At 71.3% G+C, this 12,916-nt stretch carries 14 protein-coding genes; 3 read left to right on the top strand and 11 right to left on the bottom strand.

The window, feature by feature from the left end; genetic code table 11:
* Nucleotides 1–71: 71 nt before the first annotated feature.
* Both BEK98_RS20225 and BEK98_RS20230 read right to left on the bottom strand, forming a co-directional pair.
* On the bottom strand, nt 72–1,043 hold the full coding sequence (locus BEK98_RS20225) for an aldose epimerase family protein (protein ID WP_094217993.1): 972 nt from the start codon (nt 1,041–1,043) through the stop codon (nt 72–74).
* A gap of 15 nt (nt 1,044–1,058) precedes the next feature.
* Nucleotides 1,059–1,955, bottom strand: coding sequence for an SGNH/GDSL hydrolase family protein (locus BEK98_RS20230; RefSeq protein ID WP_094217994.1), 897 nt, complete (start codon nt 1,953–1,955; stop codon nt 1,059–1,061).
* A 254-nt stretch (nt 1,956–2,209) separates the two neighbouring features.
* On the opposite strand from BEK98_RS20230, the gene BEK98_RS20235 reads away from it, so the two are divergent.
* A complete protein-coding gene (locus tag BEK98_RS20235; RefSeq protein ID WP_094217995.1) occupies nt 2,210–2,704 on the top strand; it encodes a DUF3145 domain-containing protein in 495 nt (164 codons plus the stop codon).
* A 58-nt stretch (nt 2,705–2,762) separates the two neighbouring features.
* On the opposite strand, the gene fabF is transcribed toward BEK98_RS20235, so the two are convergent.
* From fabF to BEK98_RS20260, 5 genes are all read right to left on the bottom strand, one after another.
* On the bottom strand, nt 2,763–4,025 hold the full coding sequence (fabF, locus tag BEK98_RS20240; protein ID WP_094217996.1) for a beta-ketoacyl-ACP synthase II: 1,263 nt from the start codon (nt 4,023–4,025) through the stop codon (nt 2,763–2,765).
* An 87-nt stretch (nt 4,026–4,112) separates the two neighbouring features.
* Nucleotides 4,113–4,361, bottom strand: a complete 249-nt coding sequence (locus BEK98_RS20245) for an acyl carrier protein (RefSeq protein WP_094217997.1) — start codon at nt 4,359–4,361, stop codon at nt 4,113–4,115.
* Nucleotides 4,362–4,441: 80 nt separating this feature from the next.
* On the bottom strand, nt 4,442–5,473 hold the full coding sequence (locus BEK98_RS20250; RefSeq protein WP_094217998.1) for a ketoacyl-ACP synthase III: 1,032 nt from the start codon (nt 5,471–5,473) through the stop codon (nt 4,442–4,444).
* A 15-nt stretch (nt 5,474–5,488) separates the two neighbouring features.
* Nucleotides 5,489–6,436: an ACP S-malonyltransferase gene (locus BEK98_RS20255; protein ID WP_094217999.1), complete on the bottom strand. Its 948-nt coding sequence runs from the start codon at nt 6,434–6,436 to the stop codon at nt 5,489–5,491.
* A gap of 89 nt (nt 6,437–6,525) precedes the next feature.
* Nucleotides 6,526–7,731, bottom strand: coding sequence for a PucR family transcriptional regulator (locus BEK98_RS20260; protein ID WP_094218000.1), 1,206 nt, complete (start codon nt 7,729–7,731; stop codon nt 6,526–6,528).
* A gap of 74 nt (nt 7,732–7,805) precedes the next feature.
* On the opposite strand from BEK98_RS20260, the gene BEK98_RS20265 reads away from it, so the two are divergent.
* Complete coding sequence (locus BEK98_RS20265; RefSeq protein WP_094218001.1) at nt 7,806–8,459, top strand: pirin family protein; 654 nt, start codon at nt 7,806–7,808, stop codon at nt 8,457–8,459.
* Nucleotides 8,460–8,874: 415 nt separating this feature from the next.
* On the opposite strand, the gene BEK98_RS20270 is transcribed toward BEK98_RS20265, so the two are convergent.
* A complete protein-coding gene (locus tag BEK98_RS20270) occupies nt 8,875–9,696 on the bottom strand; it encodes a serine hydrolase domain-containing protein (RefSeq protein WP_094218002.1) in 822 nt (273 codons plus the stop codon).
* A gap of 18 nt (nt 9,697–9,714) precedes the next feature.
* The gene (locus BEK98_RS20275) at nt 9,715–10,185 is read right to left on the bottom strand and encodes a GNAT family N-acetyltransferase (RefSeq protein ID WP_094218003.1); all 471 of its coding nucleotides are present in this window, start codon (nt 10,183–10,185) and stop codon (nt 9,715–9,717) included.
* 95 nt (nt 10,186–10,280) lie between these two features.
* Here BEK98_RS20275 and BEK98_RS20280 point away from each other — a divergent pair, with 95 nt between their 5' ends.
* Nucleotides 10,281–10,724 carry a MerR family transcriptional regulator gene (locus BEK98_RS20280; RefSeq protein WP_094218004.1) on the top strand — a complete coding sequence of 148 codons (444 nt, stop codon included), beginning with the start codon at nt 10,281–10,283 and terminating at the stop codon, nt 10,722–10,724.
* Here the strand turns inward: BEK98_RS20280 and BEK98_RS20285 are convergent, their stop codons facing one another.
* A complete protein-coding gene (locus BEK98_RS20285; protein ID WP_094218257.1) occupies nt 10,725–11,573 on the bottom strand; it encodes a DUF4429 domain-containing protein in 849 nt (282 codons plus the stop codon). It abuts the gene before it with no gap.
* Nucleotides 11,574–11,639: 66 nt separating this feature from the next.
* Nucleotides 11,640–12,857, bottom strand: coding sequence for an alpha/beta hydrolase (locus tag BEK98_RS20290; RefSeq protein ID WP_094218005.1), 1,218 nt, complete (start codon nt 12,855–12,857; stop codon nt 11,640–11,642).
* Between the last annotated feature and the right edge of the window lie 59 nt (nt 12,858–12,916).

Genomic DNA, 12,916 nt, shown 5'->3' on the forward strand with positions numbered 1-12,916 from the left:
CCCCACACACCGCGGACAAAGTCCCCACATACAGCCCCGGTCCGGGACCTGACCCCTGGACCGGGGCTCACTCAGCGGACCGAGAAGCCGTACACCGTCTCCGAGCGGAAGACCCCGCCCGGCCGCAGCTCGGTGCTGGGAAAGTCCGGGTGGTTGGGGGAGTCCGGGAAGTGCTGGGTCTCCAGGGCGATGCCGTCGCCGGGCGCGAAGGGGGACGTGAGGTGGTCGGCGGTGTAGAGCTGGAGGCCCGGCTCGGTCGTGGCCACGGTGACCACCCGCCCCGAAGCCGGGTCGTACAGCTCGGCCACCTCCTCGGCCGACTCGGTCACGCCCTTGTCCAGCACGAAGTTGTGGTCGTAGCCGGAGCCCACCTTGCGGGCCGTACGGAAGTCGAAGCGGGAGCCGGACACCTCCGCAAGCGCTCCGGTCGGGATCAGGTCGGCGTCCACCGGGGTGTAGCGGGAGGCGGCCAGCCGCAGCTCGTGGCCGCCCGCGTGACCGGAGCCGCTCAGGTTCCAGTACGTGTGGTTGCTGAGGTTGACGACGGTCGGCGCGTCCGTGACGGCCTCGTAGGCGATCCGCAGCGCACCGGACGCGTCCAGCGTGTACGTGGCCGTCACCTCCAGCCGGCCCGGGAACCCCTCCTCGCCGTCCGGGCTGACCCGGCTCAGCCGCAGCCCGTGCTCGACCGGCTCCACGTCCCACACCCGCTTGTCGAAGCCCCGCTCGCCGCCGTGCAGCGTGTTGGGCCCGCTGTTCGGCTCCAGCGCGTACGCGCGGCCGTCCAGCGGGAAGCGGCCGCCCGCGATGCGGTTGGCGTACCGGCCGACCAGAGCGCCCAGATACGGCTCCGGGTGCTCCCGATAGCCGTCGAGCCCGGGGAACCCGAGCACCACGTCCGCGGTACGCCCGTCCCGGTCCGGGACCTCGACCGACTGCACGATCCCGCCGTACGACAGCACCCGCACCCGGACCCCGGCCCGCTCCAGCGTCCAGCGGTGCACCGGGGTGCCGTCGGAAAGTGTGCCGAAAAGTTCGCTCATGTGGGAAACCCTAGGTCACGGTCGTTCCGCGGTCACCGTGCGGTAGGCGATCTCGGCGAGCCGGGCCTGGCCGTTCCGGCTCGGGTGGAACCAGTCCCAGTGGCTCAGCTGCTCCGTGTCGAAACGGAAGTCGAAGACCGCGTTCCGGTCGAAGCGGCAGCGGCGGTCCTTGGCGCACACGTCCTTCAGCACCGTGTTGTAGGCCTCGACCCGCTTCTGCACCTTGTCCCGGCGCAGCGTGGCCTTGCCGGTCAGGTCGTCCGCCTCACCCAGCATCGACGGGCAGATGCCCAGCTTCCACACCTGCTTGCCCAGCGGGTTCGCCCGGCCCTCGGACCACAGCCGCTTCAGGTTCGGCACGCTCGCCACGTACACCTGCGTCTTCGGCAGCGCCGCGCGCAGCGTGGTCAGCGACTCCTCGAAGTCCGCGCGGAAGGAGGCCACCGAGGTCATCGCCCGGGCAGAGGAGCGGCACGCGTCGTTCGCGCCGATCATCACCGTCACCAACTCGGGGGCGCGGGCGGCCGCCTGGGTCATCTGCTCCGGCAGATCGGCCATCCGGGCACCGGTCACCGCGTAGTTCCAGCTGCGCTCCGCCGCCCCCGTCACGCCCAGCAGCCGCACCGCCAGGCTGTCGACCTTGGCGTCGCTGCCCGTCGCCCACGACACCTCGGGGCAGTCGGAGAGCACCGTGCACGCGTCGAACCCGCGCGTGATGGAGTCCCCGACCGCGGCGATCGAGTCCGGGCTGCGGTTCCACACCGGCGCGGGCCGGGCCGAGGGGCGGGACGCGCTCGCCCCGGAGTCCTTCGTACCGCCGCCACCACCGAAGGCGTCACACCCCGCCATGCTCAGCACGGCCGCCGCCACGACGGCAAGGGCAGCCCGGTCACGGCGGCTTCGCTTCCGCATCCCTGCTGATCTCCTCGCTCGATGTGGAGTGGTCGCTCTTATAACAACGCGCGAGGGTTCCCGGCCCGGGGACCTTGGAACGGCGCACCCCCGTACAAGCGTCCCCCTGGGTGAATGGCGGGAGTTTCCTGGCACTGGGACCGACGGTACGTCACACTCCTTGCGCCGCCGCACGGTAGCCTCGCCATCAACGCGGCCGTCGCGCCACTGCCGCCCCCAGTCAGCAAGATGTCCCGCTCTGCCCGGAGGTTCCGGTGACGACACGTGGAGTTCTGTACGTGCACTCCGCGCCGCGCGCGCTGTGCCCGCACGTCGAGTGGGCCGTCGCCGGGGTGCTCGGCACGCGCGTCAGCCTCGACTGGATCCGGCAGCCCGCGGCCCCCGGCACCTGGCGCTCGGAGTTCTCCTGGCAGGGCGAGGTGGGCACGGCCTCCAAGCTCGCCTCCGCCCTGCGCGGCTGGCACCTGCTGCGCTTCGAGGTCACCGCGGAGCCCTGCCCCACCGCCGAGGGCGAGCGCTACAGCTGCACCCCCGACCTCGGCATCTTCCACGCCGTCACCGGCATCCACGGCGACATCCTCATCCCCGAGGACCGCCTCCGCGCGGCCCTGCTCCGCAGCCAGCGCGGAGAGACCGACCTGGAGGCCGAACTCTCCAAGCTCCTGGGCAAGCCCTGGGACGACGAACTGGAGCCGTTCCGCTACGCGGGAGAGGGAGCACCGGTGCGCTGGCTGCACCAGGTGGTGTGAGCACCGGGACATGAGGAAGGGCCCCCGCCTGCCGGCGGGGGCCCTTCCCTTACGTCTCTCAGATGGTCCGGAACGCCAGGACCACGTTGTGCCCGCCGAAGCCGAACGAGTCGTTCAGCACGGCGATACGGCCCTCGGGCAGCTGACGCGCCTCACCGACGACGACGTCCGCGTTCACCTCGGGATCCAGCTCGCGCACGTTGATGGTCGGCGGAGCCGTACGGTTCACCAGCGCCAGGATCGACGCGACCGTCTCGATACCACCGGCACCACCCAGCAGGTGACCCGTCATCGACTTGGTCGCGGAGATCGCCATGTGGTCGACGTCGTCGCCGAACACCTTCCGCAGCGCCTTGATCTCGGCCACGTCACCCTGCGGCGTCGAGGTGGCGTGCGCGTTCACGTGCACGATCTCGGCCGGCTTCAGATCCGTGCTGTCCAGCAGGTTCTGCAGCGCGTGCGCGATCCCGTTGCCGGACGGCTCGGGCTGCGTGATGTGGTGGGCGTCGGCGGAGATGCCCTGGCCGATCGCCTCCGCGTAGATCCGCGCGCCGCGGGCCTTCGCGTGCTCCTCGGACTCCAGGACGATCACACCGGCGCCCTCACCGAGCACGAAGCCGTCACGACCGGAGTCGTAGGGACGCGAGGCGCCCTCGGGGTCGTCGTTGTTCTTGGACATCGCCATCATGTTGCCGAACGCGGCGATGGGAAGCGGGTGGATGGCGGCCTCGGTACCACCGGCCACGACCACGTCCGCACGCCCGGTGCGGATCATCTCGATCGCGTACCCGATGGCCTCCGCGCCCGAGGCGCAGGCCGAGACCGGGGTGTGCACACCGGCGCGGGCACCGATCTCGATACCGACGTTGGCCGCCGGGGAGTTGGGCATCAGCATCGGCACGGTGTGCGGGGAGACACGGCGTACGCCCTTCTCCTTGAGCACGTCGTACTGGTCCAGGAGCGTCGTCACACCGCCGATTCCGGAGGCGATGACCGCACCCAGCCGGTCGGGGTTCACGGACGCGTCCTCACCGGCCTTGGCGGTGAAACCGGCGTCCTTCCAGGCCTCCTGAGCGGCGATCAGCGCGAACTGCGCGGACCGGTCCAGCTTGCGGGCCTGCGGGCGGGGGATGATCTCGCCCGGCTCGACGGCGATCTGCGCGGCGATACGGACCGGCAGTTCGGCCGCCCAGTCCTGCTCGAGGACGCTGACGCCGGACTTGCCGGCGATCAGGGCCTCCCAGAACGAGGCTGCGTCGCCACCCAGCGGTGTGGTTGCGCCGATACCGGTGACGACCACGGTGCGATTGGTCGGGCTCACGGGAATTCTTTCTCCAACGGATGCGGGATTCATACGGCGCCACCGCCGGGTGGCGGGGCCTTGCAGCCCTCGGGCCTAAGGGGTGGCTCAGGCCTGGTGGTCGAGGATGTACTTGGTGGCGTCGCCGACGGTCTTGAGGTTCTTGACGTCCTCGTCGGGGATCTTGACGTCGAAGCGCTCCTCGGCGGCGACGACGACCTCGACCATGGACAGCGAGTCGACGTCCAGGTCGTCGGTGAAGGACTTGTCCAGCTGGACGTCCTCAACCGGGATGCCGGCGATCTCGTTCACGATCTCGGCGAGACCTTCGACGATCTCTTCCTGAGTGGCGGCCATGTTGGCGCTCCTTCTTCGATAAGTCAGACGGTTTGTGGCAGATGATTCCGCACCGGTTCGCATGATCCGGCACGGAGTGCCTAGGGGAGGGTAACGACCGTGGCGGCGTAGACGAGACCCGCCCCGAATCCGATGACGAGCGCGGTGTCGCCGCTCTTCGCCTCCCCGGTCGCCAGGAGCCGCTCCATCGCGAGCGGAATCGAGGCGGCCGAGGTGTTGCCGGTGGTGCGGATGTCACGGGCGACCGTGACGTGCTCCGGCAGCTTCAACGTCTTCACCATCGAGTCGATGATCCGCACGTTGGCCTGGTGCGGAATGAAGACGTCCAGGTCGTCCGGGGTGATTCCGGCCGCGTCCAGCGCCTGCTGGGCGACCTTCGCCATCTCGAACACGGCCCAGCGGAACACCGCCTGGCCCTCCTGCGTGATCGCAGGGAACTTGATGTTGCCCTCGCTGTCGAGGGGCAGGGTGGAGACGTCACCGACGGCGAACCGGTCCCAGGGGACGGTCTGCTTGATGGTCTCGGACTTGTCGCCCTCGGAGCCCCACACGGTCGGGCCGATCGCCGGCTCCTGGGAGGGGCCGACCACGACCGCGCCGGCGCCGTCACCGAACAGGAAGGCCGTGGCCCGGTCCTCCAGGTCGGTCAGGTCGCTCAGCCGCTCCACGCCGATGACGAGCACGTACTCGGCGGAGCCTTCCACCACCATGCCCTTGGCGAGCGTGAGGCCGTAGCCGAAGCCCGCGCAGCCCGCCGAGATGTCGAAGGCGGCGGCCTTGTCGGTGCCCAGCTTGTCGGCGATCTCGGTGGCGACGGCCGGGGTCTGGCTGAAGTGCGAGACGGTCGAGACGACCACGGCGCCGATCTGCTCGGCGTCGATGCCCGCGTCGGCGATCGCCTTGCCGGAGGCCTCGATGGCCATCGCGGCGACCGTCTCGTCGGGGCCGGCCCAGTGCCGGGTCTCGATTCCGGAGCGCGAACGGATCCACTCGTCGGACGAGTCGATCTTCTCCAGGATCACCTCGTTGGGCACGACCCGGGTCGGCCGGTAGCCGCCGACACCGAGGATGCGCGCGTACGGGGCGCCCTTGCTGGGCTTGATCTTCGCCATGATCGGTACGGCTCCTTAGGCGGTGTGCTCGGAGATCAGCTCGCGGGCCGCTTCGAGGTCGTCGGGGGTCTTCAGGGCCAGCGTCTTCACGCCCGGCAGGGCCCGCTTGGCCAGGCCGGTCAGCGTGCCGCCCGGGCACACCTCGATGAGCGCGGTGACGCCGAGCGCCTTGAAGGTCTCCATGCACAGATCCCAGCGCACCGGGTTGGCGACCTGGCCGACCAGCCGCTCCAGCACCTCGGCGCCGGTCGCGACGGCCTGGCCGTCCTTGTTGGAGACGTAGGTGACCTTCGGGTCACCCGGGGCCAGCTCCGCGGCCGCCTTGGCCAGCGCCTCCACGGCAGGAGCCATGTGGCGGGTGTGGAAGGCGCCGGCGACCTTCAGCGGGACGACCTTGCGGACGCCCTCGGGCATGTCCTCGTTCAGCGCGGCGAGCTGCTCCAGCGTGCCCGCGGCGACGATCTGGCCGGCGCCGTTGACGTTCGCCGGGGTCAGGCCCAGCTTCTCCAGGTGCGCGACGGAGACCTCGGGGTCACCGCCGAGCAGCGCGGACATGCCGGTCTCGGTGATCGCGGCGGCGTCGGCCATGGCCAGACCCCGCCTGCGGACGAGGCCGAGCGCGGCGGTGTCGTCCAGGACGCCCGCGAAGGCCGCGGCGGTGATCTCGCCGACGCTGTGGCCGGCGACGGCGCCGGGAGCGATGTCGGTGCCCGCCGCGTCAGCGGCAAATGAATAGGCACCCAGTGCCGCGGCGGACAGGATCCCGGCGGCGACCAGCAGCGGCTGCGCCACCGCGGTGTCGCGGATGGCGTCCGCGTCGGCCTGGGTGCCGTAGTGGACCAGGTCCAGTCCGATGGCGTCCGACCATGCGGCGACACGGTCGGCGGCACCGGGGAGGTCGAGCCAGGGAGTCAGGAAGCCGGGCGTCTGGGCGCCCTGGCCGGGAGCGACGAGTACGAGCACTCTCACACTCTCTCTTGGGGACGGCCAGGGCCGCCCGTGGGGACAGGGACGAAGAACACGGGAGGCTTTTGTGGGGCCCCGACAAAAGCCTAGGGTTGGGCGTCTCCTTCGGCCAGACGCCCCAGGATCAGCGCGATCCGCAGTGTGAAGGCGGATCGTACATCCGAAGGCGACCAGCCGGTGACGTCTGTCACACGTCGGAGCCGGTAGCGCACGGTGTTCGGGTGAACGAAGAGCATCCGGGCCGCGCCCTCCAGACTGCTCGCCTGCTCCAGGTAGACACTCAGCGTTTCCAGGAGCGCCGAGCCGGCCTCCTCCAGCGGTCTGTAGATCTCCTCCACCAGCTGGTCTCGGGCGCCCGGATCGCCCGCGATGGCACGCTCCGGCAGGAGATCGTCCGCCAGCACCGGCCGCGGAGCGTCCTGCCAGGCAGAACACGCCTTCAGCCCCGCGGCGGCGGCCTGCGCGGACCGGGTGGCGGCCAGCAGATCGGGTACGACGGGCCCGGCGACGACCGGCCCCGCGGCGAACGGGCCGATCAGCGACTTGGCGACGCCGAGCGGATTGGCGCTGCCACCCGCGATCACGACGAGCCGGTCGCCGAGCACCCCGGTGAGCACCTGGAGCTTCGCGTGCCGCGACGCCCTCCTGATCGCCTCCACGGTCAGCTCGCTGTCCCCGTCGGGCGCGGTCCCGAGCACGACACACACATGCTCCGGCGAGTTCCAGCCCAGGGCGGCGGCCCGGCTGACGGCCCCCTCGTCGGCCTCCCCGCTCAGCACGGCGTTGACGACCAGCGACTCCAGCCGCGCGTCCCAGGCACCGCGTGCCTCGGCGGCCTGGGCGTACACCTGGGCGGTCGCGAAGGCGATCTCCCGCGCGTACACGAGCAGGGCCTCGCGCAGCACGCTCTCGTCCCCCGGAGCCGCCACCTCGTCGATGGCGCTCTCCATGACCTCGATGGTGGTCCGCACCATCTCCACGGTCTGCCGGAGCGTGATGGCCCGGGTCAGCTCACGAGGCGCCGTCCCGAAGACATCCGTCGAGATCGCCTGTGGGGCATCGGGATGCCGGAACCACTCGGTGAACGCGGCGATGCCCGCCTGGGCCACGAGCCCGATCCAGGAACGGTTCTCCGGGGGCATGGCCCGGTACCACGGCAGGGTCTCGTCCATGCGTGCGATGGCCTGCGCGGCGAGACTCCCGGAGGACTTCTCCAGCCGCTTCAGGGTCGCGGAGTGCGGGTGGACGGCGTGTACTGCGGGTTCGCTGTGACGGGATTCGGGTTCGGGCACGTGGACAAGACTGCCTTATCCGGACGGGAGCGTGCGCTGCCGGGTCGGTACTGCGGTCTACGGTGGTGTGCGTGATGGACGTCAGGCGCGCCGCCGAGCGCTACCCAGGGGGCGATCCGGAGGCCGGGATCGAGTCCCGCCACGCCTTCTCCTTCGGCCCGCACTACGACCCCGACAACCTGCGCTTCGGCGCGGTCATCGCCTGCAACGAGGAGCGGCTCGGCCCCGGCGCCGGCTTCGACGAGCACCCGCACAGCCACACCGAGATCGTGACCTGGGTGGTGGAGGGCGAGCTGACCCACCGGGACTCGGCGGGCAACGAGACCCGGGTCCGCCCGGGAGACGTGCAGCGCCTCAGCTCCGCGGCGGGCGTCCGCCACGTGGAGCGCAACGACGGCACGGTCCCCCTGACCTTCATCCAGATGTGGCTTGCGCCACTGGAGCCGGGCGGCGAACCGTCGTACTCGATCATCCCGGGCATCGCCGACTCCACCCCGTACGCCGTCCCCGAGGCCGGAGCCATGCTCCACGTACGCCGCCTGGCGCCCGGGGAGCGGACGGCGGTGCCCGACGCGGCATACGTGTACGCGCACGTGGTGCGGGGCGAGGTCCGACTGGCGGGGGAGCGTTTGGCCCCGGGCGACTCGGCACGGATCACGGGGGCGGAGGGTTTGGAAGCGGTGGGTGTTACGGCGGCGGAATTGCTCATGTGGGAGATGGGGCCGTAAACGGGGGCCGTCTGTTGGCTGCGGGCCGGTGGGGGCTGGTCGCGCAGTTCCCCGCGCCCCTAGGGAGTTGCGGTGCCGTCGGCTGCACAGCCGCCGCAGCCACGCGGCCGCAGCCGACCGCGGGCCCACCGTCCCCACGTAGCTGCGGGCAGTCGTGCCGCACGAGCGCCCACCAGGCAGCGGCCGTCATTCCCGCGTAGCTGCGGGCAGTCGTGCCGCTGGGGCGGCGCCCACCCGGCGGCTGTCATACCTGCGTAGCTGCGGGCAGTCGTGCCGCACGAGCGCCCACCCGGCGGCGGCCGTCGTACCCGCGTAGCTGCGGGCAGTCGTGCCGCTTGGGGCGGCACGGGTGGGCGCAGCGGCACCCCGCAAGCGCGGGTAAGCGGAGCCCACCCCCGGCCAATAGAGGCGAGGCTCAGCCCCGCAGCTCCGCGAGCACAGCATCGGTGAACACCGGCCACGCCTCGACCGCCCACGGCCCGAACGCCCGGTCCGTCAGGGCGACCCCGGCCACACCCGCATCCGGGTCGATCCACAGAAACGTACCGGACTGTCCGAAATGCCCGAATGTGCGCGGCGAAGACGAAGACCCCGTCCAGTGCGGCGACTTGGAGTCACGGATCTCGAAACCCAGCCCCCAGTCGTTGGGATTCTGGTGCCCGTACCCCGGCAGAACCCCCTTCGTCCCCGGATACTGCACGCTCATCGCCGCAGCGACCGTACGCGGATCCAGCAACCGCGGCGCCTGCACCTCCGCCGCGAACCGCAGCAGGTCCTCCACGGTCGAAACCCCGTCCTTGGCGGGGGACCCGTCCAGCGAGGTCCGCGTCATGCCCAGCGGCTCCAGCACCGCCTGCCGCAGATACTCCCCGAACGGAATGTCCGTCGCCTTGGCGATGTGATCCCCGAGCTGCTCGAACCCGGCGTTGGAGTACAGCCGCCGCTCCCCGGGAGCCGCCGTCACCCGGTGCTCGTCGAAGGCCAGCCCGGAGGTGTGCGCGAGCAGATGGCGGACGGTCGCCCCGGGCGGGCCCGCCGGCTCGTCCAGCTCGACGGCACCCTCCTCGTACGCGACCAGCGCCGCGTACGCCGCCAGCGGCTTGGTCACCGAGGCCAGCGGAAACCGGTGCCCGACGGGCCCATGCGTCCCGAGGACGGTCCCGTCGGCCCGTACGACACCCGCCGCGGCGGAGGGGACCGGCCAGTTCTCGATCAGCGCGAGGCTCTTCAGCGACATGCCGTCGAGCCTAAGCGCTCAGAGCTTCAGCTCCATCAAAGGGTCGGGCTTGGGCAGGAAGCCGAGGGCGGCGTAGAGCGGCGCGGCCTCGGCGGACGCGGTGAGATGGACGCGACCGGCGCCGCGCTCGCGGAACCACTCCAGCAGCGTGTCCATGCACGCGCGCGCGTACCCGCGGCGGCGCGTGCCCGGGTCGGTGGCGACACTGAAGACGAACCCGACCGTCCCGAACGGATCGCCCGCCTTCCCGATCCGGTAGTCGACCGTCCCGGCCACCAGCGCGGCCAGCGCCCCCGGCCGCTCCGGGTGGTCCACGACGAAGGCCGCGAAGTCCCCGTCCGGCTCGCCCAGCCGGGCCCGCAGCCCCGGCAGGGACTTCTCGTGCCAGTCGGTGGAATGATCGGCGTCGGCCATCGAGTCGATCATCACCTGCCGCAGTCGCAGAAGTTCTTCGGCATCCTCGGGCAGCGCCCGGCGTACGAGACTCATGTCCCGCACGCTAACGACCGCGCCGCGGGCCGTCGTGGGATTTCTTACCGGGTTCCGCTTGCTTGGAGTGCACTCCAAGGCCATAGCGTGGGGCCATGACGGTGATGCAGACCGAGGAGAACGCGAGCAGTACCGACATCTGCGCAGCCCCGCCCCGGCGGCACCCGCGCCCCGACGGCCAGGACCGCTACACGATCAGCGAGGTCGTCGCCTTCACCGGCCTGACCGCGCACACCCTGCGCTGGTACGAGCGGATCGGGCTGATGTCCCACATCGACCGCTCCCACACCGGCCAGCGCCGCTACAGCAACCGCGATCTGGACTGGCTGGACTTCGTGACCAAGCTCCGCCTGACCGGCATGCCGGTGGCGGACATGGTCCGCTACGCGGAACTGGTCCGCGAGGGCGAGACCACCTACGCGGAACGCCAGGCCCTGCTGGAGTCGACCCGCCGCGATGTCCTGTCCAGGATCGCGGAGCTGCACGACACTCTCGCGGTGCTGGACAGGAAGATCAGCTTCTACGCCACGGAGCGCTGACTACAGCTCCGCCAGCAGTTCGGCCTTCTTCGACGCGAACTCCTCGTCCGTCACCAGCCCCGCCTGATGCAGCTCGCCGAGGTGACGGATCCGCTCCGCGATGTCGGCGGGATCCCGACGCGCCGGGGCCGGTACCGCCGGTACCGGCCCTCGCGAGCGCACCCCGGCCAGGACAGCCGCGGCGAACGGCAGTGACTCGTGCACCGGCCCGTACCCGAGCCCGAAGACGACGGACGCCGGATCCTGGTCGGGCTGGGTCGGCCGGGCGGAGCCGCCCTCGCGGGGCAGCAGCCGTAGATGCCCCTCGAAGACCTCCGGCGACCGCCACTCCACTCCGCTGAGGCCGGCGACCGCGAAGCTCTGGTCCCCGGCCTTCCACTTCGTCGAGGACGCCCCGGTCCAGGACCACCGGAACTGCACGGTCGTCCCGTCGAAGGACGCCTTCCCGTCGTACGCCTTGAACTGCAGCGGCGCCTCGGGCGCGGCCACCAGATAGCGGTCGGTGGGCCCGGACTCGGTCAGCAGCCCCTTCAGCTCGTCGGCGTAGTACTCGGCGAGCGTCGACCGCTCGGCCGGCAGCGCCAGCCGGTACGGATCGGAGCCCTCGCGCAGCTGCCCGGCCGCCGCCTCCATCACCGGATCGGCGCCGGGGCGCGGCCGCAGCCGCAGCGCGACGGTGCCGCGCTTGCCCTGCGTGAGGGTCACCTCCTCGACCGCGGACAGCGGGATCCGCCGTTCGCCCAGCGCCTGGAACAGCTTCGGTGTCCGAATCCCCCGTTCGTAACGGATGAGCACGGAGTCGGACTCGAACTCCCAGACGGCATGAAAACCCGCCAGTACGTCACCCATGCGGCTCATCGTATGCGGCACGTGCTCCTCCGTCGCCACCCGCGCAGACCGCACTTCCTGCTGTTTCTACGCGCGTTGGGCCGTCGACGTGCGGGGCAGATCGGCCCGGCACGCATCGTTCTCGCGTGCGCACGTGACGGCGTCGTACGCGCCCACCCCGATGTCGGCGAGGTTGCGCAGGCTGTCCGTGCCCGGCTGGAAATAGCCCGCGTGCCCCTGTGCGTCCCGCGCCGACAGCACTCGCGCGCCGAACGACGAGGACACCGGGTCGGCACCGTGCCCGAGCCCGCCGACCTCCAGGTACGGCACGTCCTGCACCCAGTCGGTGGCGTCCCGCATCGCCCACACCCGGGCCGAGGTGCCCAGGCGGGAGGCCTTGCTGACGCGCATGCCGGGGCTCGCGGCCACCGCTATGTCGGTCACCCGGCGGGGCATGTGGTCCGCGGCGACCCCGCAGACCACCGAGCCGTAGCTGTGGCAGAACATCGACACCGGCGCCCGGCCGGGCAGGGCGTCCAGCAGTGCGTTCAGGCGCAGGGCGCCCTCCGCGGCGCGCAGCCCCGTGGCCGCGTCCACGCCGAGCCCGTCCGGCGCGGTGTAGTCGGCCCAGGCGATCACGGCCGTACGGGTCGTGGGGCTCTGTTCCCGCTCGGCCGCGTACAGGGCCTTGGCCATGCCGACCGGGGCGCTGTACCTGCGGTTCGTGCGCTGGAAGGTGAGCAGGTCGGTGTCGACGCCGGGGACGACGACGGAGATCCGCTCGGCCTTGGTGAGGTTCCCGAACACCTCGGCGACCCGGCCGGAGCCCTCGGGGTCGAAGGCGAGGATGTGCCGCTTGGGGTTCAGCAGCGACTCGTAGCGGTGCATACGGCGGCCCGCCTCCTGCTGACCGGCCGTGCTGAGCCGGCTGTCGTGCATGCGCTTCTTCTCGACCTTGCGCGCCTGGTCCAGCGCGACGTGGTTGGCGCGGTAGCGCAGCCTGACGGGGGCGCCGTTCATGTTGCCGACCGCCAGGGGGTAGCGGTGGGCGAGGCGGTCCTGCTCGTGCGGGGTGAGCGAGGCGAAGAAGCGCGCGAGCCGCGCGGGGGATGCCTGGGGGTCCGGCAGGTGCAGGCCGTGGATGCTGCCGTGCTCCCACTTGGCGAGCGAGGCCTGCAGGGCGGTCGACTCCCGGTGGGTGCGCAGTGCGGTCCAGCCGGTGGTCGCGAGCATCACGAACACCACGGCCAGCGCGAGCAGCATGCGCCAGACGTTGAGTTGCGGGGAGGTGTCGAAGGAAGTCACTGGGAGGACACACTAGGAGAACGGGAGGGTCTCGGGGTAACCGAGTGACAGGTATCACG

Source organism: Streptomyces diastatochromogenes (assembly GCF_002242805.1).
Lineage (GTDB): Bacteria > Actinomycetota > Actinomycetes > Streptomycetales > Streptomycetaceae > Streptomyces > Streptomyces diastatochromogenes.

Excerpts from the sequence above, each read along its gene's own strand:
- BEK98_RS20230 (WP_094217994.1), bottom strand. The coding sequence starts at position 1,955 with ATGCGGAAGCGAAGCCGCCGTGACCGGGCTGCCCTTGCCGTCGTGGCG.
- BEK98_RS20265 (WP_094218001.1), top strand. The coding sequence starts at position 7,806 with ATGGACGTCAGGCGCGCCGCCGAGCGCTACCCAGGGGGCGATCCGGAG.
- BEK98_RS20245 (WP_094217997.1), bottom strand. The coding sequence starts at position 4,361 with ATGGCCGCCACTCAGGAAGAGATCGTCGAAGGTCTCGCCGAGATCGTG.
- BEK98_RS20270 (WP_094218002.1), bottom strand. The coding sequence starts at position 9,696 with ATGTCGCTGAAGAGCCTCGCGCTGATCGAGAACTGGCCGGTCCCCTCC.
- BEK98_RS20280 (WP_094218004.1), top strand. The coding sequence starts at position 10,281 with ATGACGGTGATGCAGACCGAGGAGAACGCGAGCAGTACCGACATCTGC.
- BEK98_RS20275 (WP_094218003.1), bottom strand. The coding sequence starts at position 10,185 with ATGAGTCTCGTACGCCGGGCGCTGCCCGAGGATGCCGAAGAACTTCTG.
- BEK98_RS20285 (WP_094218257.1), bottom strand. The coding sequence starts at position 11,573 with ATGGGTGACGTACTGGCGGGTTTTCATGCCGTCTGGGAGTTCGAGTCC.
- BEK98_RS20250 (WP_094217998.1), bottom strand. The coding sequence starts at position 5,473 with ATGGCGAAGATCAAGCCCAGCAAGGGCGCCCCGTACGCGCGCATCCTC.
- BEK98_RS20225 (WP_094217993.1), bottom strand. The coding sequence starts at position 1,043 with ATGAGCGAACTTTTCGGCACACTTTCCGACGGCACCCCGGTGCACCGC.